This window comes from Aliiroseovarius sp. xm-d-517 (assembly GCF_013283135.1).
Lineage (GTDB): Bacteria > Pseudomonadota > Alphaproteobacteria > Rhodobacterales > Rhodobacteraceae > Aliiroseovarius > Aliiroseovarius crassostreae.
The window spans coordinates 2778313-2796619 of the sequence record NZ_WBXT01000001.1 but is presented as its reverse complement, the minus strand read 5'-3'; the positions used below and the strand labels follow the sequence as shown (position 1 = coordinate 2796619).

Here is an 18307-nt window from a genome sequence, read left to right as displayed (position 1 = left end):
TAATGGCTACGCCTGTCGATTGCGCTTGGCAAGTGACAAAAGGTAACAGGCATCATGGCAGGCCAGATACCCCACGTCGCAACCTAGATCGGAAGACTATCTGGAACACAGAAAAACCGCCCTGAAGTCACCTTCGGGCGGCATCTCTTGTCCATCTTGTCGCCCCCGGGGGCAACACACAGGCGGGCTACGACTTAGGCAGCAGCCTGTGCTTTGGCGATGTCTTTTTTGATCTTCAGCGCATTGGCCGACAGTTCAGTGTCTTTGGCTTTGGCCAGGAACGCGTCCAGACCACCGCGGTGGTCCACCGAGCGCAGGGCAGCCGCCGAGATGCGCAGTTTGAAACCACGACCCAGAGCTTCCGACTGCAGGGTAACGTCGTTCAGGTTCGGCAGAAACCGGCGACGGGTTCTGTTTTTCGCGTGGCTGACATTGTTGCCAGTCATCGGGCCTTTTCCGGTCAGTTCGCAAACGCGCGACATGGTCTCTTCCTTGCTTCTCGGGCCAGATTGGTGGGATTTTGCGATGCAAAGCCGGGGCCATCCCCATCTTCTGCACCGTCCGCCATGGATACCCACATTTGGCCGGTCAATAGTCATAGGCACCGCCAAAGCGGCACCCCGAATTCCGTCCGCGCTCAATAAACGCCTTTCAGGGGCACGTCAAGTGAGTCGGAGCAGCGAATTTCAAGGGCACATCTGCGGGCCGGGTTTGATGCGGGGATAGGGGCTTTCCCCCAAGAGAACATGGGGGAAAAAGCGTGCACGCCCACAAAGATCCGCCCGGTGATCGCGCAGGAACACCCACAGGGCGCCACCGGGCGTATTAGGCACTAGCGAACCGGCGTCACCTCTCCCCCAAGCGAGATAAAAGCCCCTTCGGACCAGCTATAGGCACCAAAACAGATTTCAGCCCCGCTGCGCCCGCATCCGCTGCCGTGCTGGGCAAGCAGCAGAATCGCCCGATCCCCCAATGAGACGGTCACATTGCCTTCGCCAAGGAACTCGAACCGGTGATAGCCCTGTTCCGCTGTCTGATCAGAGACAAACACCGTGATCACCCGCCCGCCGGTTCCCCGGTTGAACGACGCCATGCTGGAGCAGCTGTAAACGCCGGTATCCAGCACCGGATCGGTGATGCCATCGCCATTGAAATCGGCAACAGTCTGCAGGCCGCCGGGATTGATGTGCAGCTCACCCTTTTCAAAAGCCGCGCAGTCCTGCGCCAGCTCCGCCTCGTAAGCGGCCAGCGCGGGGGCAAAGGCGGCGCTTCGGTTGACACCATATCCCTGCCCGGTGGCCTCTTGCGACAGGCCGGCTGACCCCATCACCAGCGCGCTGGCAATCCCCCCGACCAGGCTGGCGCTCAGCGCGGGTTTCACAATCTGAAATCTGCTCATCTTTGATACTCCTTACACGATGCAATCGACATCTCAGATCTGGGGATCCGAACGGGACATAACACGGGGCGGGATCCTCATTGCCCCCGCACCGTGTCCCCGACGCCACATCACTCTTCCGCCAGGAAACCACCGGATTGCCGCTCCCACAGGCCGGCATAGGTGCCGCCCAGCGCCAACAGTTCATCATGGGTTCCCTGTTCGATCACCCGCCCCTGATCCAGCACGATCACCCGATCCATTTCGGCAATCGTCGACAGGCGGTGCGCAATGGCCATCACGGTTTTCCCTTCCATCATGCCATAGAGCGTTTTCTGGATCGCGGCTTCCACCTCACTGTCGAGCGCGGATGTCGCCTCATCCAGCACCAGAATGGGCGCGTCTTTCAGCATCACCCGGGCAATGGCGACCCGCTGGCGTTGCCCGCCCGACAGCTTGACGCCCCGCTCACCCACATGGGCATTATAACCCCGGCGCCCCTGCGGGTCTTCCAGCGTCTGGATGAACTCATGCGCTTCGGCCCGGCGCGCCGCCGCAACCATCATCGCCTCATCCGCATCCGGGCGACCGTAAAGGATATTGGCCCGCACCGACCGGTGCAGAAGTGAGCTGTCCTGCGTCACCATGCCGATCTGCGCCCGCAGGCTGTCCTGCGTCACCTGGGCCACATCCTGACCATCAATCAGGATCCGTCCCCCTTCCGGGTCCCGAAACCGCAACAGCAGGTTCACAAGCGAGGATTTCCCCGCACCGGACCGCCCGACCAGCCCCACTTTCTCGCCGGGTTTCACGGTGATCGATACATTGTCCAATCCCCCTTTGCCCCGACCATAATGGTGGGTCAGGGCGTCAAACCGGATTTCCCCCCTGTCGATCTGCAACCGGGTTGCGCCCGGCGCATCCACCAGCTCATGCGGCACCGCGATCGACCGCAGCCCCTCGCGGATCACCCCGGCATGTTCAAACAGCCGGATCGTCACCCACATGATCCAGCCCGACATGCCATTCAGCCGCACGGTCAGCGCCGACGCCGCCGCCACCTCTCCGACCGAAATCAGTCCGGCCGTCCACAGCCACAGCGCCGGGCCAAGCACCCCGGTGATCAGCATCCCGTTGAGGATGTTCAGGCCAAAGGACAGCTCGGTCATCAGGCGCAGGAACCGCATGAACCGCAACCGCAACCGGCGCATGGCGGACAACACATAGCGTTCCTCACCCGCGCCTTGTGCAAAAAGCTTCACGCTTTCGATATTGGCATAGGCATCCACCACCCGCCCGTTCACAAGCGACCGCGCATCCGACCATTTCTCGGACGCCACCGCCACCCGCCTGGCGATGTGGCGGGTGTAGGCGATGTAAAGCACCAACCAGATCGCCAACGGCAAAGACAGGCGCCAATCAACCGATCCAAGGATCAGCATCGCCGACAGCACATAGGTGGTGGCATAGAAAATGCCCTCGAAAAACATGTAGGTGCTGTCTTCGACCGCCGGCCCCAGCTGCATCACCCGGTTTGACAGACGGCCCGCAAAATCATTTTGGAAAAACGAAAGCGACTGGCCCAGCATGTGCTTATGCGCCCGCCAGCGCACCTGTTCTTGCATGTTACCCGCAAGGGTCTGCTCCAGAAAAAACCGGTTCCAGACAATCGCAACAGGGCGCAGGATCAGGATGAACAGCGCCGCCGCCAACAGCTCCCACCCATGGCTGGACCAGAAACTCTGCCGCTCAGAGGCATTCATCAGATCCACCACCCGCCCGGTGTAGAAAATCAGCCCGGTCTCGATCAGGGCCACCAGAACTCCGGTCAGTGCCATCCAGACCATCCATTTTCTGAACGGCCCGAACTGGCTTGTCATGAAAGGCCAAAGCGCGGCAGGTGGCGTGCCCCCTTCATGGGCAGCAAAGGGGTTCACAAGGTTTTCAAAATAACGAAACATCTAAAGCTCCAAAAACGGAAATCCGGCATAACGGATTGAAAAAGCGCAACTTCTGGAAAGCGCAAAAGGGATGGGATGATGGGCGGGACCGGCTGAAAAACCGACAGCCCGCAACAGCAGGACCGGCGGTTTAGCCTCGGTAGGGGGTCCTGAACTGCTTCATCGGCATATCTCCTTACATGCGTGACACCCTGCCTAACCCAGATGTTAGCGCATATCAAGCCCCATATGCGCTAACAAGAGCCGCGCCAAAAGCCGCGCACCGCGCGCGGGCCCAGCCCCCTTTTTCTGGTCACCAATATCCTGGGGTGAGGGCACCCTCAAAAAGGGGGGCCGAGGGGCAAAGCCCCTTCAGGCTCACAAAGTGAGCCACCCCCAAGCCTGACGACCGCAGGTCAATAAGGCGCGGGAGGGCCCGCCGTTTGCATCAGCGCATGTCGGCGCGGATATGGGCAATCATTTCTTCCGCCGCACGACCGGCGCCCACCTCGCCACGGGCAACCTGCCCGCCCAGCACATTCAGGCGCGCGCGGATATCGCCCTTTTCAAGGGCCGCCAGAAGGCCAAGGCGCACATCTTCCTCGAACCAGTGACGCGCCTGCTCGGCCCGCCGGGTGGACCAGTGGCCCTGCGCGCGGCGCCAGTCACTCAGCTCGGTCATGGCCTCCCAGGCCTCGGGCAGACCGGCATGGGTCACCGCAGAGACCATCTGCGCCTTGGGGAAACCCTCCGGGTCATAGGGACGTTTGCGCAGCAGACGCAACGCACCGGCATAATCCGCGCAGGTCCGCATGGCGGTTTCCTTCAGCGGCCCGTCAGCCTTGTTCACCAGGATGATATCGGCGATTTCCATGATGCCGCGTTTCACCCCCTGCAACTCATCCCCGCCCGCAGGCGCAATCAGGAGCAGGAACAGATCCGCCATTTCCGCCACCATGGTCTCGGACTGGCCCACCCCCACGGTTTCGATCAGGACCACATCAAACCCCGCCGCCTCACACAGCGCCACCGCCTCACGCGAGCGGCGTGCAACGCCCCCCATCTGCGCCTGCGATGGCGAGGGGCGGATAAAGGCGTTTTTCTCCCGCGACAGGCTTTCCATCCGGGTCTTGTCCCCCAGAATGGACCCGCCGGAGCGCGCGGATGAGGGGTCAACGGCCAGAACCGCCACCTTAAGCCCCTGTTCGATCAGGAACATGCCAAAAGCTTCGATAAAGGTGGATTTCCCGACACCCGGCGTGCCGGACAGACCGATCCGCAAGGCTTCGCGTTTCAGGGGGGCCACCGCTTCGAGCAGCTCGGTCGCCTGCGCCCGGTGATCCTTGCGCGCGCTCTCGACCAGAGTGATCGCCCGCGCCAGCGCCCGGCGCTCTCCTGCCGCGACCCGGTTCGCGAGATCCTGAATGTCCATGCCTGCCCCCTCGATTTTCCGCGAAAGTCATAACGGGGCAAAGGGGGTTCGTCCAGAGCGTTGCCGGGCGCACCCTTTGCGGGGCTGGCCACCCGGGCAGATCAGGGGCGCTGCCCCTCGCGAGGCAAGCTCGCTCACCCCGAGATATTTGAAACAAGAAAAAAGTGGTGACTGGACGGGCTGCACCAGCTTGGGGATAAGGGGGCATGACGGATCAACTGCCCATTCACGACGCCCTGCCCGATCTTCTCACGGCCCTTCATGACACCGGGCGCGCGGTGTTGATGGCCCCACCGGGGGCGGGCAAAACCACCGTGGTGCCCCTGAAGATGCTGGCGGCGGGCGCTTTTGAAGGGCGGCTGATCATGCTGGAGCCGCGCAGGCTTGCGGCACGCACCGCGGCCGAGCGCATGGCGCAAACGCTTGGGGAGCCTGTCGGGCAAACCGTAGGCTATCGCATTCGCGGAGAGGTGAAAACGTCAAAGACCACGCGCATCGAGGTGGTGACCGAGGGGATCCTGACCCGGATGTTGCAATCCGACCCCTCCCTTGAAGGGGTCGGCGCCGTGATCTTCGACGAATTCCACGAACGCTCCCTGGTGGCGGATCTCGGGCTGGCCCTGACATGGGAGGCCATGGGCGCGCTGCGAGACGACCTGAAACTGGTGGTCATGTCCGCGACGCTGGACGCCGAACCGGTGGCGCAACTGCTGGAGGACGCGCCGATCATCCGCTCGCACGGGCGCGCATTTCCGGTCGAAACCCGGCATCTCGACCGCCCCCTTGCCAAGGGTGCGCGCCTCCCGGAGGCAACTGCAGATCTCGTGTTGCGGGCCATTGACGAAACGAAGGGCGGCGTGCTGGTGTTCCTCCCCGGCGAGGGGGAAATCCGGCGCTGTGAAGCCGCCCTGAAGGGGCACCTGCCGCAGGATTGCCACCTCCACACCCTTTTTGGCGCCATGGAGTTTTCGGCCCAGCGCGCGGCCATTCAACCCGCAGGCGCGGGACGCAAGATCGTGCTGGCAACCGCCATTGCCGAAACCTCACTGACCATTCAGGACATCCGCGTGGTGGTCGATGCGGGGCTCGCGCGCCGGGCGCGGTTTGATCCGGGATCCGGCATGTCACGTCTGGTGACCGAACGTGTCTCCAAGGCCGAAGCCACCCAGAGGCAGGGGCGCGCCGGTCGGGTGGCCGAGGGGGTTTGCTACCGGTTGTGGACACGCGGCGAAGAAGGCGGGCTGCCGCCGTTCCCACCCGCTGAAATCGAAACTGCCGACCTTGCGCCACTGGCGTTGGAGCTTGCGATGTGGGGGGCTGCCGACGGGTCTGGGCTGGCCTTCCTGACCCCGCCGAATGCCGGGGTCCTGCGCGAAGCCCAGCAGTTGCTGCGTGATCTGGGGGCGTTGGATGCGGACGGGCGGATCACCGATCACGGTCGCCAGCTTGCCCGCCTGCCGATGCATCCGCGCCTCGGGCATATGATGGTGGTTGCCGGCGCATCCGCGGCACCGCTCGCCGCCCTTTGGGGGGAACGCGATCCGCTGCCCCGCGGGGCGGATCCCGATCTTGCGCTCCGTCTTGAGGCGATCCGCGATCCCAACGGGTTTGCCCGGCGCCGGGGATTGCAGGCCAATCGGGGCGCGGTTGAGCGTATCCGGGCCGAGGCCAGGCGGGTGGCACGCATGGTGCCCGAGGGGCCGGACCTGACTGAGGCCCAACAGACGGCCCTCGCCTATCCCGACCGCATTGGCCTGCGCCGCCCGGGGGACACCCCCCGTTTCGTGCTGTCCGGCGGCAAGGGCTGCATCATGGACCCGGCCACCCCCCTGGCAAATGCCCGGCTGATCGTGGTGACCGATACCGACGGCAATCCGCGCGAAGCAAAAATCCGTCAGGCCATCCAGATCAGCGAAAGCGAACTGCGTGAGCTGTTCGCGGACAACATCCGTTGGCATGATGACTGTGAATGGTCCAGACGTGACGGCCGTGTCGTGGCGCGACGCCGGGAACGGCTCGGGGCCGTGGTGCTGGACGACCGGATCTGGAAAGACGCCCCGAACGAGGAGATCGCCCGCGCCATGCTGGACGGGGTGCGCGACCTGGGCCTGCGCCTGTCAGATGCCGCAAAACGTTTTGTGGCGCGGGTTGAGCTCTTGCGCCAAGAGGGGGAAGAGCTGCCGGACATGCGCGAAAGCGCGCTGATGGACAGCCTCGAAACCTGGTTGCTGCCGCATCTTGCCGGGGTGAAAACCGCCGCCGACTGGAAAAAATTCGACGCGCTTGAGGCCCTGCGCGCGCGGCTCGACTGGCCGCAGATGCAGATGCTGGACCGGCTCGCCCCCGCCCATTTCGAAACACCGCTGGGGCGGAAGGTTCCGATTGACTATGCCGGCGACCACCCGGAAATCCAGATCCGCCTGCAAGAGCTTTTTGGCGTGACCCATCACCCCAGGGTGGGCCGCACCCCGCTGCGCGTCACCCTGCTGTCGCCGGGGCACAAACCGGTGCAGACCACGCTTGATATCCCCGGCTTCTGGGCCAGTTCATACGCCGATGTGCGCAAGGACATGCGTGGGCGCTACCCGAAACATCCCTGGCCCGAAGACCCGACCCAGGCCGATCCGACGTTGCGCGCGAAACCGCGCACAAAGTAAGCCCCGCGCGAAACCGCGCACAAAATAAATTCTGCACCAAACCGCGCACGAAAAAACCGCAGCGCCAGACACACCGGCACGGACAGGAACATCCCACCTCATTTTCTGGTCAAAATATCCTGGGGTGAGGCCGCACTCGAAGAGGGGGGCCGAGGGGCAACGCCCCTTACCAAGGCACGAGGCTGCCACCCCCCGTATGGTCCCAACCACGCCTCCGTTGCCTGGCGCCAAGTGCTCAGTGCTTGAATTCTATCCACAGCCCCCTTATATCCGCCCGATACGCAGCAAAATAACACGTGAAGAACACGCCACAGGCCCAGAACAGCCCGATCCATGCCTCAAATCCTGAAATACGCCTGGGAGGAATATGTCGCTCCCCTGTTTCGCCGCCCGTCTTATCCGCAGGTGGCTGCGCTGTGCTATCGCGGCAAGGGGGAAGAAAAAGAGGTCCTTCTGGTGACGTCGCGTGGCACCGGACGCTGGATTTTGCCAAAAGGCTGGCCGATGGAGGGGAAAGCCGCCCCGGATGCGGCCGCGCAGGAAGCCTGGGAAGAGGCCGGCGTCAAGGAAGCCAAGCTGGGACATATGCCGGTGGGGGCGTTTTCTTATGAGAAGGCGCTTGATAACGGGCTTGTCACCCGCTGCGAGGCAACGGTGTTTCCGCTGAAGGTCAAAAAACTGGCCGACGAGTTTCCCGAATCCCATGAGCGCACCCGCAAATGGGTGGCCCCGGAAAAGGCGGCGAAAATGGTGGATGAGCCGGGTCTGAAACGGCTCCTGCGCAATTTCTGACCAATTTTCAGGCGCTATCATTTCGGCTTCTGTCGCCAGTTCTGCAACACTGCGTCCCACCGGGCCGACCAGCCCCATTCCCTGTTGCAATTGAGGCGCTGACGCGCTAGCGCAGCCCTGAATGTAACGCTTGGATGACCGTTTTGTGACACTGTCACACCTCTGCCGGTCAACGGGCATCAGGCCAAGACAAGGGGACCGGAGCCATGTCGGACGCACCGAAGGGCAACCAGTGGAACACGCTGGACAAAGACCTGAACAAAATCAGCCAGTTTGAATATGCCGCGCAATATATCTCGCGCCCGCTGGTGGGCATGGGGGTTGCGCTGGTCTTTATCGTCGTGGCCGCCATTGGGGCTGCCGTGTTTTTCGGCGGCACCCCGACCTCGCTTGTGGTGGTAACTGCCGCTGCCTTTGGCGCTTACATGGCGATCAATATCGGTGCCAATGACGTGGCCAACAACATGGGTCCCGCCGTGGGGGCCAATGCGCTGACCATGGGGGGCGCAATCGTGATTGCTGCCCTTTTCGAAAGTGCGGGGGCCATGCTGGCGGGGGGCGATGTTGTGTCGACCATCTCCAAGGGCATCATTGACCCGTCAGGGTTTTCAGATGTGCGTATTTTTGTCTGGGCCATGATGGCGGCGCTGATTTCTTCGGCCCTTTGGGTGAACCTTGCCACCTGGGTGGGCGCACCGGTGTCCACCACGCACTCGGTTGTGGGTGGCGTGATGGGGGCGGGCATCGCGGCGGCGGGGTTTGCCGCGGTAAGCTGGCCGACGATGGGCAAGATTGCCGCCAGCTGGGTGATCTCACCGGTTCTGGGCGGCGCGATCGCAGCCCTGTTCCTGGCCTTTATCAAGGCCAAGATCATCTATCAGGACGACAAGATTGCAGCGGCCAAACGCTGGGTGCCGGTGCTGATCGGCATCATGGCCGCCGCCTTTGGCGCCTATCTTGCCATCAAAGGGTTCAAGCGGATCATCAAGATCGACCTTGTCACTGCGCTGATGATTGGCGCTTTCGTGGGGGGCACGGCCTATGCGATTTCGGCGCCGCTGATTGCCAGACAGGCAGAAGGGCTTGAGAACCGCACCAAATCGCTGAAGGCGTTGTTTGGCCTGCCGCTGATCTTCTCGGCCGCGATGCTGTCTTTTGCCCATGGGGCCAATGACGTGGCCAATGCGGTTGGCCCGCTGGCCGCCATCGTACATGCAGAAAGCGTGGGTGATTTTGCCTCGAAAGTGCCGATCCCGGTCTGGGTGATGGTGATCGGCGCCTTCGGGATCTCGTTTGGCCTGGTCCTGTTTGGGCCCAAGCTGATCCGCATGGTCGGCAGCCAGATTACCAAGCTGAACCCGATGCGCGCCTATTGTGTGGCCCTGTCCGCAGCCATCACCGTGATTGTTGCCAGCTGGCTGGGCCTGCCGGTCTCCTCAACCCATATCGCCGTGGGCGGCGTGTTCGGCGTGGGGTTCTACCGCGAATGGCATATGGAGCGCCGCCTGCGTGGTCAGGCATCGAAGCGCCCGGAAGCCCGACGCCTGCCCGCCGAAGAGCGCCGCCGCCGCAAGCTGGTGCGCCGGTCCCATTTCATGACCATTGTGGCGGCCTGGGTGATCACCGTGCCTGCCGCGGCCCTCATGTCCGGGGTGATTTTTTACATCCTGAACGCCATGGTTGGCTAATTGCCCTCCGGCAAGGAAAGCACAGATCGAAACAGAAAAAGCCGCGCCTCTCAGCGCGGCTTTTTTATTTCGCAGTTTGATATCAGTGCATCCTCATCCGCCAACCGGCATCTGGGTCAGCGTGTCTGTCAGATAGCCACCCCCCCTGAGCAGCAGCACGCCAATCAGGTAGAAGGTCAGCAAAATCAGCACAACCAGACCCGCAAGGTGAAGACGTCGCATCACCCAGAAACGAGAGTAGGTTGCGCCAAACCAGTAAGACCACAGACCACCAACCAATAATGCCCCGACATGCGGGTTGGCGAGGGTTTGCGAAAAATGTGTCAAATGTTCAAAATTCATTTTATCTCAGTGTGTTGATCGGCAGAAAATCAAGGTTTCTCGATACACATTCACTGGCTACTCCCTCTATTTTAACGGGAAATTAGGCAAAAATATGGGCGAATCCTGTCGAGGATCCGCCCTTCCTGAGGTATTGACGTGACGTAAGCTGAATGCGCTTATTTGCCGAGGCACCAGCGCATGACAGCCTTCTGCGCATGAAGCCGGTTTTCCGCTTCGTCAAAGATCACCGATTGCGGCCCGTCCATGACCGAATTGGTGACCTCTTCTTCCCGGTGAGCAGGCAGGCAATGCATGAACAGCGCGTCATCATTGGCAGCTTTCATCAATTCGTCATTCACCTGGTAGGGGCGCAGCAGGTTGTGGCGCCGCTCGCGCGCTGAGGGGGCGTCATGCATGCTGACCCAGGTATCCGCAACCACCAGGTCAGCCCCTTCCACGGCCTTCATCGGATCGCGCTCGATCTCGATCCTGGCCCCTTTGGCGCGGGCGTCCGCGACAAAAACCTGTTCAGGATCCAGCACGTCCGGCCCGGTAAAGGTCAGGTCAAACCCGAACTGTCCAGCCGCATGGATGAACGAGGCGCAGACATTGTTGCCATCCCCCGCCCAGACCACTTTCTTGCCCTCGATGGAGCCGCGATGCTCTTCATAGGTCAGGATATCGGCCATGATCTGGCAAGGGTGCGAGCGGTTGGTCAGCCCGTTGATCACCGGCACATCGGCATGTTCGGCCATCTCCAGCAGGGTGGCCTCTTCAAAGGTGCGGATCATGATCATATCGACATAGCGCGACAGGACGCGCGCCGTGTCGGCCACGGTTTCGCCATGGCCCAGCTGCATCTCGGATCCCGACAGAACCATGGTCTGCCCGCCCAGCTGGCGCACGCCGACGTCAAAGCTCACCCGAGTGCGGGTAGACGGTTTTTCAAAAATCAGCGCAACCATGTGATCCTTCAGCGGCTGATCCGCATCCGGCGTTGCCTTGGGCTGTCCCTTGCGCGCCTGTTTCATGTCATGGGCCTGGGTCAGCATCGCCTTCAGGTCGGCAACTTCGGTTTTGTGGATATCAAGGAAATGTTTCATTGGGCTTGCCCTTCTACCGCCGTGGCGGCCTGATCCAGCCGCGAGAGCGCGGCGTCAATATCTTCGTCTTCAATTGTCAGCGCCGGCAGCAGGCGCAGCACATTGTCGCCGGCCGGCACCAGCAGCAGATGCGCGTCGTAACAGGCGGACAGCACATCGGTGTTGGCAGGCTTGCATTTCAGCCCCAGCATCAGGCCCGATCCCCGCACCTCTTCAAACACGTCGGGATGGTTTGCCACCAGCCCTTCCAGTTTCTGCCGGAGCAGCCCCGCCTTGCGGTTCACCTCATCCAGGAAGGTCTCGTCCGAGATGATCTCGAGCACTTTGTTGCCCACCGCACAGGCCAGCGGGTTGCCGCCATAGGTCGAGCCATGCGTGCCCGCGACCATGCCGCTTGCCGCATCTTCGGTGGCCAGAACTGCGCCCAGCGGAAAGCCCCCGCCGATGCCCTTGGCGACCATCATGATGTCCGGGGTTACGCCTGCCCATTCATGGGCAAAGAGTTTGCCGGTGCGGCCAACACCACATTGCACCTCGTCAAAGATAAGCAGCACACCCGCGTCATCACAGGCCGCGCGGATCGCCTTCAGTTCAGCATCCGGCACCGGGCGAATACCGCCCTCGCCCTGAACCGGTTCGATGATCACCGCCGCCACAGTGTCATGGGACAGCGCATCGGTCAGACCATCGAGATCCCCAAAGGCAAGGTGTTTGAAGCCCGGCAGCAAAGGTCCGAACCCTTTGGTCAGTTTCTCACCACCTGCCGCGGCAATCCCCGCCGAGGAACGGCCATGGAACGAGCCTTCGAAACCGATGATCTCCACCCGCTCCGGCTGGTCTTTATCGTGCCAGTATTTGCGCGCCATCTTGACCGCCAGCTCGCAGGCCTCGGTGCCCGAGTTGGTGAAAAACGCGGTGTCGGCAAAGGTCTTGTCCACCAGCGCATCTGCCAGCGCCTGCTGGCCGGGGATCTGGTAAAGGTTCGACACATGCCACAGCTTGGCGGCCTGCTCCGTGATCACCTCAACCAGTGCGGGATGGGCATGGCCCAGCGCGTTCACCGCGATGCCGGACGCCAGATCAAGATATCGCACCCCACCCTCGGTCACGAGCCAGCTTCCCTGGCCACGCTCAAACGCGAGGGGAACACGGTTATAGGTCGGCAGAAGCGACGGGATCATGGTGATATCCTTCGTGGTCTATCGAAGCCCCTTTCGTGCCGAAAGGCGGGCTTCAAGTCAACAATTACAATGGGTTTTTAGGAGGAGTGGGGTGGTGGAATGCGCCGAACTGGCGCGCGATCATGCGAAACCGGACGTCAGATGCAAAAGCGTCGGCGTCGGATGGCGGCAGCGCCGCAGAGGGGATGGGTCCGCGTGATCATGGGGGCGATGTAGCGATTGGCCGGCGATCTGTCCAGCCTTTTCAACTTCTGCTTTTCTGCAACTGGCGCACAGGATAAGCGAGAGGTCATGGAAACGCGCCAAAACCCGGTAGCTGCGGCTGCCTTCATCCTTGTCGCCTCGGCCCTGATTGCGGGCACAACCCTGCTGGCCAAGCTGGTGGGGCAGGATCATCTGGGCCTGCCGCTCCATCCGTTGCAGATCAGCCATGGACGGTTTCTGTTTGCCTTCCTTGCCATTTCCGGGGCCGTGCTGGCGCTGCGTCCGGGCTTTCACCAGGTGCATTGGCAGTTGCATGTGGCGCGTTCTGCCGCGGGCTGGCTGGGGATTTCGCTGATGTTTGCGGCGGTGACCTTCATTCCTCTGGCGGATGCCACGGCGATCTCGTTCCTGAACCCGATCATTGCCATGATGCTGGCGGTGCCCTTGCTGGGCGAGCGGGTGGGGATATGGCGCTGGGGGGCGGCGGCGATTGCCCTGACCGGGGCGTTAATCCTGGTGCAGCCCGGTGGCAGCGGGTTTCACCCGGCGGTGCTGCTGGCCCTTGCCGCCGCCTTTGCGATGGGGTTCGAAATCACCCTGATCAAGCGGCTGACCGGGCGGGAAAGCCCGCTTCAGATCCTGTGGTTCAACAATGCAATCGGCTGCACCATTGCAAGCGGCGCGGTGCTCTGGATCTGGATGAGCGGAACGTTTCAGTGGCCCAATGGCGCGCAGTGGCTGGCGCTGTCCGCGCTGGGGCTCATGATGGCCACGGCGCAGGCCGCCTTCATCCAGGGCATGAAACGGGCAGATGCGAGTTTCGTCGCCCCGTTCCAATATGCCACGCTGATCTTTGCGGGCCTTTACGACTTCATCGGATTTTCCGTGATCCCCGCCGCCACATCCCTGCTTGGGGCAGGGATTATCATTGCCGGAGGGGTGATCCTTGCCGGACGCGAGGCCCATGCGCCACGTCGCAGAAATTGATTCGTGTGACGTCTTGTATCCGGCGCGCTTGTGGCTAATATAAGCCTTCGTGAATTCACCGGGTATATCTGCCCAATCAGACCGAAAGACGGGAAACTGCATGTCCTGGACCGACGAACGCGTTGAAATTCTGAAAAAGATGTGGGGTGAGGGGCAATCGGCCTCGGTGATCGCCAAGGAACTGGGCGGCGTGACCCGCAACGCGGTGATTGGCAAAGTGCACCGTCTGGGCCTGTCAAACCGCACCAGCGGTGGTGCCAAGGCGGCCACCAAACCGGCTGCCAAGGAAAAACCGGCGGCAAAACCCGCAGCAAGCAAAGCGAAGGCGGCCCCGAAGCCCAAACCCGCCGCCAAGAAAGACGCGACGGCTGAAGCAGACGCACCAGCAGCAGCGCCCGCTGCGGAAAAACCGGCCCTGCCCGCCCGCAAGGCGATCATTCCCGCAGGCCAGCCCCTTCCGCCCCAACCCTCGGCCAATGAGGTCAGCCCCGAGGCGCTGGCCAAGGTGAACGAGGTCGAGAAGGGCGCCAAGAAGCTGAGCCTGATGGAGCTGACCGAGAAGACCTGCAAATGGCCGATCGGCGACCCGGCCACCGAAGAATTCTGGTTCTGCGGCCTGCCTGTTCAGCAGGGCAAACCGTATTGCGAAGCCCATGTGGGGGTGGCGTTCCAGCCGATGTCCTCGCGTCGTGACCGCAAACGATAAGAGCTCTGGTTCAACTGTATCCGGAAAAGGCGTGGGCATATCCCGCGCCTTTTTTTGTGGCCCGCCGCGAGGGGGCTCTGCCCCCGCCTTCGGCCCCCCGAGGTATTTCCGGCAAGAAAAAGACGGCGGCGGGGAAATTGTGATAGGATGGGGGAGCCTGACACGAAGGAGGTGTGTTATGCAGCTTGGCACCTTTTCCCTGAGCCTCGCGGTGAAGGACATCACCGCGTCCGTGGCCTTTTATCAGGCGCTTGGGTTTCGCCAGATTGGCGGTGACATGGATCAGAACTGGGTCATTTTGGAAAGTGGCGGCACAGTGATCGGGCTTTTCCAGGGCATGTTTGAAAAGAACATGATGACGTTCAATCCGGGCTGGTCGGCCCCCGGCGTAAGCGCGGAAGAGTTTGATGATATTCGCAAAATTCAGGCCATGTTGCAGGAGGTGGGGATCACCCCCATCCGTCCGGCCGCGCCTGATGCGGACGGCCCGGATCATCTGCTGATCACCGATCCGGATGGCAATACGATCATGCTGGATCAACATGTGCCGAAGCCGACATGATCTTTCAGAAATCTCTGCGTGACCGATCTCGGTGGCGGTGGCGCGATGAAAATCACACGCGTGCGCGGGATCGCCGCATGGCGTTGTCTTGTTGTGAGGGGCGACGCTGTTGCGCTGAAGTGTTTCCATAATGCGTTGAAACAGCGTGACGTGGAAGCCTTGCGGATCAAATAAGGATGGTGGGCCGGTCGGATTGGTGTTCTCCCCCTTGCAACTAATGTTCTGGAAGGCTGGTCAGGGCAGGCATAGCGGGGTATACCGCGCGCCATGACTGATGCGATCAACCCTCCCAATCTTCGCCCGGACCTTGCCCCCAAGGCCCGCATCACCGACCCTGTGCGCCACTCTGATCGTTCTGGCCAGCCGAAAATTGGCATGGTCAGCCTGGGCTGCCCCAAGGCGCTGGTGGATAGCGAACGGATCCTGACACGATTGCGCGCTGAGGGCTATGCGATCAGCCCGGATTACACCGGGGCGGATGCGGTGATCGTGAACACCTGCGGGTTTCTTGATTCAGCCAAGGCCGAAAGCCTTGAGGCCATCGGGGAGGCGTTGAAGGAAAACGGGCGCGTCATCGTCACCGGCTGCCTGGGGGCGGAAGAGGATTACATCCGCGGCACCCATCCCAGCGTGTTGGCCGTGACCGGCCCACATCAATATGAGCAGGTTCTGGACGCGGTGCATGGGGCGGTGCCGCCCGCGCCTGACCCGTTTGTGGATCTGCTGCCGGCGTCGGGCGTGAAGCTGACCCCGCGCCACTATAGCTATCTGAAAATTTCCGAGGGCTGCAATCACCATTGCAAATTCTGCATCATCCCCGACATGCGGGGGCGCCTTGTGTCGCGCCCGGCCCATGCGGTGGTGCGCGAGGCGGAAAAGCTGGTGGAGGCAGGCGTCAAGGAACTGCTGGTCATTTCGCAGGACACATCCGCCTATGGGGTGGATATCAAACACGCAGAGGACCGTGGGCACCGAGCGCATATCACCGATCTGGCGCGCGACCTTGGCGCGCTGGGCGTGGGCAAAGACCTGTGGGTGCGGATGCATTACATCTATCCCTACCCCCATGTGCGCGAGCTGATCCCGCTGATGGCGGCCTATGAGGATTCAAAGGGCCTGATCCTGCCCTATCTCGATATTCCGTTCCAGCACGCCCACCCTGACACCTTGAAACGCATGGCGCGCCCGGCGGCTGCGGAACGCACGCTGGACCGGATTGCCGAATGGCGCGACATTTGCCCGGACATCACCCTGCGCTCCACCTTTATCGTCGGCTATCCCGGCGAAACCGAGGCCGAGTTTCAGACCCTTCTGGATTGGATGGATGAGGCGCAGCTGGATCGGGTTGGCTGCTTTCAATATGAAAATGTCGAGGGCGCACGGTCAAACGACCTGCCCGATCACGTGCCTGCCGAGGTCAAACAGGACCGGTGGGAACGGTTCATGGAAAAGGCGCAGGCAATTTCCGAGGCGAAACTGGCGGCGAAAGTAGGCCAGACCATGGATGTGATCGTGGACGACATCGACGAAGACGGCATCGCCACCTGCCGCACCAAGGCGGATGCACCGGAGATCGACGGAAACCTGTTCATCGACGAGGGCACCGAAGGGTTGCAGGTCGGAGAGATCGTCTCGGTCGAGGTGGATGAGGCTGGGGAGTATGACCTTTGGGGGGTGTTGCGCTGATCAAGGTGCAGTAGGATACTTCATGGAGCCATTGCCTTGCTGAGATAGGTGCTTCACATACGCCTTGCCTTTCGCAGTAATCCTCCATGGACCATCCATATCAGATCTGCTCAACAACCCCATCCCAACCAACTTGTCCGCAACTTTACGTTTCACTTGGTTTGCCTGCGCTTCCTCCGGTGTGTCAGCCGAAGCTGAAAACAAAACTCCCTTACCAAATGACAGCGGAGCACTGAAGCTATCCTGAGTTGGTAGATGGAGAACGGTGTCCTGTGCCGCCTGGATCATCAACTGGTTTTGCTCATCAGTCAGCAGTGGGAAACTCTGCATTATTTTGGTTTTCGGACGATCTTGCGCAACCTCCTCACGCAACTCCTCACCACCAATCTCTTCCGCTTCTTGTTCTCGCTTCGCCGCCTCAATTTTGCGGCGTTCACGCGCGTCCTCTTCCGCCGCACGGGTTTCCTCAAGTTCTGTCGCCCGACGGATTTCCGCGATTTGGTGTTGGTGCGCGACCTCATCTTGCAGGTTCTTGAGCTTCGCATTCGGCTGCTTTGCCCAAAGTGCACCGACATGCTGCACCCATGGGCTTGCCAGCGCAAACACCACTCCCCCAACAATCGGAACCAGGTAAAGCGTCACCCAGGTGGTCACATTGTCAAAATGCGCCAACCGCACCAGCACCGGGCTATCCCCAAACAGCAGGTTGAACAGGGGTCGCCAGTTCACCACCAGAAACACAAAGAGGATTGATCCCAAAAACGGGCTACGGATCCGGTTGTTCGCCGCTTCCATCAGATCTTTCAGCACGTCACCCATGGCACCCTCATCTCTAACCGGCCCACATCATACTCAATCTATGCGAGTGGGAAAGCGAAATTGCTTTTCAGACAATCAACCCCAAGCAGATCCCCCTTGCCTCATCTCCCGTCACATCCTACGCTACCCCCGCGAGGGTTGGTAAGCGAGAGGCAAGATGGAACCTCCTTATCCTGACCCGACAGGGGATGATGACACGGCGTTTTTGCGGATGGAACAGGGGTTCCGGCAGGCGTTGGATGAAGATGTGCACCAGAAGGGCCGCGATCCTTTGCGGGCGCAACTGGCCTATGTGAACAAGGTGCTGGCGGCCGCGGACGCGCTGGGTATTCAGCTGTTGTCCCATCTGACCCGTCCCGAAATCCCGCTGTTGAAAGACGCGGGAAACCTGAACCATCTGCGGGATGAGATTGATCACACCCTGGTTGCGCTGCGCCTGAAATTTGCCCGCCATGACCCGGTCAAACCCCGGCACCTGCCGGAAGATCAGCATCACCGGCTGCTCAGCCTGTTAAACAGCATCACCGCGGAAATCGAAAACACCCGCCTGCCACAGACCATGGAGCAAGAGGCCCGTCAGGTGCTGAGCACCCTGCGCGCGCAGCTGGAAACACGCACTCTGCGGATGGAGCATTTCGTGGATCTGGGCCGGGTGATTGCCAGCATCGGACGCCAACCCGAGACCGAGGCGGTCGCGGATAAATGCTGGCAATGGTTGCGCCTGTCGATGGACCTGCTGAGCCGATCCAAAGGCAGCCATCGCCCCTTTGCCCATCTGAATGACGGGGTGGCGACAGGGGGATGAACGGGGGCTGAATGGGGGGCTGAACGGGGGCAACATGCCCCGA

Annotated in this window: 16 protein-coding genes; 8 read left to right on the top strand and 8 right to left on the bottom strand. The window is 61.5% G+C overall.

The window, feature by feature from the left end; all coding sequences use genetic code 11:
• Window positions 1-194 precede the first annotated feature (194 nt).
• From rpmB to meaB, 4 genes are all read right to left on the bottom strand, one after another.
• Window positions 195-482, bottom strand: coding sequence for a 50S ribosomal protein L28 (rpmB, locus tag XMD517_RS13335; protein WP_055190275.1), 288 nt, complete (start codon window positions 480-482; stop codon window positions 195-197).
• 350 nt (window positions 483-832) lie between these two features.
• A complete protein-coding gene (locus XMD517_RS13330; RefSeq protein ID WP_173484955.1) occupies window positions 833-1399 on the bottom strand; it encodes a hypothetical protein in 567 nt (188 codons plus the stop codon).
• Between the two features lie 110 nt (window positions 1400-1509).
• Window positions 1510-3339 (bottom strand): ABC transporter ATP-binding protein, encoded by a 1830-nt coding sequence (locus XMD517_RS13325; RefSeq protein ID WP_173484954.1) that lies wholly within the window; start codon window positions 3337-3339, stop codon window positions 1510-1512.
• A 427-nt stretch (window positions 3340-3766) separates the two neighbouring features.
• Complete coding sequence (meaB, locus tag XMD517_RS13320) at window positions 3767-4750, bottom strand: methylmalonyl Co-A mutase-associated GTPase MeaB (protein ID WP_173484953.1); 984 nt, start codon at window positions 4748-4750, stop codon at window positions 3767-3769.
• Between the two features lie 206 nt (window positions 4751-4956).
• Here meaB and hrpB point away from each other — a divergent pair, with 206 nt between their 5' ends.
• From hrpB to XMD517_RS13305, 3 genes are all read left to right on the top strand, one after another.
• A complete protein-coding gene (gene hrpB, locus XMD517_RS13315; RefSeq protein WP_173484952.1) occupies window positions 4957-7407 on the top strand; it encodes an ATP-dependent helicase HrpB in 2451 nt (816 codons plus the stop codon).
• Window positions 7408-7740: 333 nt separating this feature from the next.
• The gene (locus XMD517_RS13310; protein WP_055190320.1) at window positions 7741-8199 is read left to right on the top strand and encodes an NUDIX hydrolase; all 459 of its coding nucleotides are present in this window, start codon (window positions 7741-7743) and stop codon (window positions 8197-8199) included.
• A 206-nt stretch (window positions 8200-8405) separates the two neighbouring features.
• On the top strand, window positions 8406-9887 hold the full coding sequence (locus XMD517_RS13305; RefSeq protein WP_173484951.1) for an inorganic phosphate transporter: 1482 nt from the start codon (window positions 8406-8408) through the stop codon (window positions 9885-9887).
• A gap of 93 nt (window positions 9888-9980) precedes the next feature.
• Here XMD517_RS13305 and XMD517_RS13300 read toward each other — a convergent pair whose 3' ends face one another.
• The 3 genes from XMD517_RS13300 to XMD517_RS13290 all read right to left on the bottom strand — a co-directional run bounded on the left by XMD517_RS13300 (window position 9981) and on the right by XMD517_RS13290 (window position 12495).
• A complete protein-coding gene (locus XMD517_RS13300; protein ID WP_173488050.1) occupies window positions 9981-10229 on the bottom strand; it encodes a hypothetical protein in 249 nt (82 codons plus the stop codon).
• Between the two features lie 158 nt (window positions 10230-10387).
• Window positions 10388-11314 (bottom strand): ornithine carbamoyltransferase, encoded by a 927-nt coding sequence (gene argF / locus XMD517_RS13295; protein WP_173484949.1) that lies wholly within the window; start codon window positions 11312-11314, stop codon window positions 10388-10390.
• Window positions 11311-12495: an aspartate aminotransferase family protein gene (locus XMD517_RS13290; protein WP_173484948.1), complete on the bottom strand. Its 1185-nt coding sequence runs from the start codon at window positions 12493-12495 to the stop codon at window positions 11311-11313. The genes argF and XMD517_RS13290 overlap by 4 nt, the downstream gene beginning before the upstream one ends.
• Window positions 12496-12786: 291 nt before the next feature.
• Between XMD517_RS13290 and XMD517_RS13285 the strand changes: the two genes are divergently transcribed.
• The 4 genes from XMD517_RS13285 (at window position 12787) to rimO (ending at window position 16640) form a co-directional block, all read left to right on the top strand.
• Entirely contained in the window at window positions 12787-13686 is a 900-nt protein-coding gene (locus tag XMD517_RS13285) for a DMT family transporter (protein ID WP_173484947.1), read from the top strand.
• A 100-nt stretch (window positions 13687-13786) separates the two neighbouring features.
• On the top strand, window positions 13787-14392 hold the full coding sequence (locus XMD517_RS13280; protein WP_173484946.1) for a GcrA family cell cycle regulator: 606 nt from the start codon (window positions 13787-13789) through the stop codon (window positions 14390-14392).
• Window positions 14393-14570: 178 nt separating this feature from the next.
• Window positions 14571-14954: a VOC family protein gene (locus XMD517_RS13275; protein WP_173484945.1), complete on the top strand. Its 384-nt coding sequence runs from the start codon at window positions 14571-14573 to the stop codon at window positions 14952-14954.
• Between the two features lie 267 nt (window positions 14955-15221).
• Window positions 15222-16640 (top strand): 30S ribosomal protein S12 methylthiotransferase RimO, encoded by a 1419-nt coding sequence (gene rimO, locus XMD517_RS13270; protein ID WP_173484944.1) that lies wholly within the window; start codon window positions 15222-15224, stop codon window positions 16638-16640.
• On the opposite strand, the gene XMD517_RS13265 is transcribed toward rimO, so the two are convergent.
• Window positions 16641-17459: a hypothetical protein gene (locus XMD517_RS13265; RefSeq protein WP_173484943.1), complete on the bottom strand. Its 819-nt coding sequence runs from the start codon at window positions 17457-17459 to the stop codon at window positions 16641-16643.
• A 157-nt stretch (window positions 17460-17616) separates the two neighbouring features.
• On the opposite strand from XMD517_RS13265, the gene XMD517_RS13260 reads away from it, so the two are divergent.
• A complete protein-coding gene (locus XMD517_RS13260; RefSeq protein ID WP_173488049.1) occupies window positions 17617-18264 on the top strand; it encodes a hypothetical protein in 648 nt (215 codons plus the stop codon).
• The last annotated feature ends 43 nt before the right edge of the window (window positions 18265-18307 follow it).

Excerpts from the sequence above, each read along its gene's own strand:
- rpmB (WP_055190275.1), bottom strand. The coding sequence starts at position 482 with ATGTCGCGCGTTTGCGAACTGACCGGAAAAGGCCCGATGACTGGCAAC.
- XMD517_RS13330 (WP_173484955.1), bottom strand. The coding sequence starts at position 1,399 with ATGAGCAGATTTCAGATTGTGAAACCCGCGCTGAGCGCCAGCCTGGTC.
- XMD517_RS13325 (WP_173484954.1), bottom strand. The coding sequence starts at position 3,339 with ATGTTTCGTTATTTTGAAAACCTTGTGAACCCCTTTGCTGCCCATGAA.
- meaB (WP_173484953.1), bottom strand. The coding sequence starts at position 4,750 with ATGGACATTCAGGATCTCGCGAACCGGGTCGCGGCAGGAGAGCGCCGG.
- hrpB (WP_173484952.1), top strand. The coding sequence starts at position 4,957 with ATGACGGATCAACTGCCCATTCACGACGCCCTGCCCGATCTTCTCACG.
- XMD517_RS13310 (WP_055190320.1), top strand. The coding sequence starts at position 7,741 with ATGCCTCAAATCCTGAAATACGCCTGGGAGGAATATGTCGCTCCCCTG.
- XMD517_RS13305 (WP_173484951.1), top strand. The coding sequence starts at position 8,406 with ATGTCGGACGCACCGAAGGGCAACCAGTGGAACACGCTGGACAAAGAC.
- XMD517_RS13300 (WP_173488050.1), bottom strand. The coding sequence starts at position 10,229 with ATGAATTTTGAACATTTGACACATTTTTCGCAAACCCTCGCCAACCCG.
- argF (WP_173484949.1), bottom strand. The coding sequence starts at position 11,314 with ATGAAACATTTCCTTGATATCCACAAAACCGAAGTTGCCGACCTGAAG.
- XMD517_RS13290 (WP_173484948.1), bottom strand. The coding sequence starts at position 12,495 with ATGATCCCGTCGCTTCTGCCGACCTATAACCGTGTTCCCCTCGCGTTT.
- XMD517_RS13285 (WP_173484947.1), top strand. The coding sequence starts at position 12,787 with ATGGAAACGCGCCAAAACCCGGTAGCTGCGGCTGCCTTCATCCTTGTC.
- XMD517_RS13280 (WP_173484946.1), top strand. The coding sequence starts at position 13,787 with ATGTCCTGGACCGACGAACGCGTTGAAATTCTGAAAAAGATGTGGGGT.
- XMD517_RS13275 (WP_173484945.1), top strand. The coding sequence starts at position 14,571 with ATGCAGCTTGGCACCTTTTCCCTGAGCCTCGCGGTGAAGGACATCACC.
- rimO (WP_173484944.1), top strand. The coding sequence starts at position 15,222 with ATGACTGATGCGATCAACCCTCCCAATCTTCGCCCGGACCTTGCCCCC.
- XMD517_RS13265 (WP_173484943.1), bottom strand. The coding sequence starts at position 17,459 with ATGGGTGACGTGCTGAAAGATCTGATGGAAGCGGCGAACAACCGGATC.
- XMD517_RS13260 (WP_173488049.1), top strand. The coding sequence starts at position 17,617 with ATGGAACCTCCTTATCCTGACCCGACAGGGGATGATGACACGGCGTTT.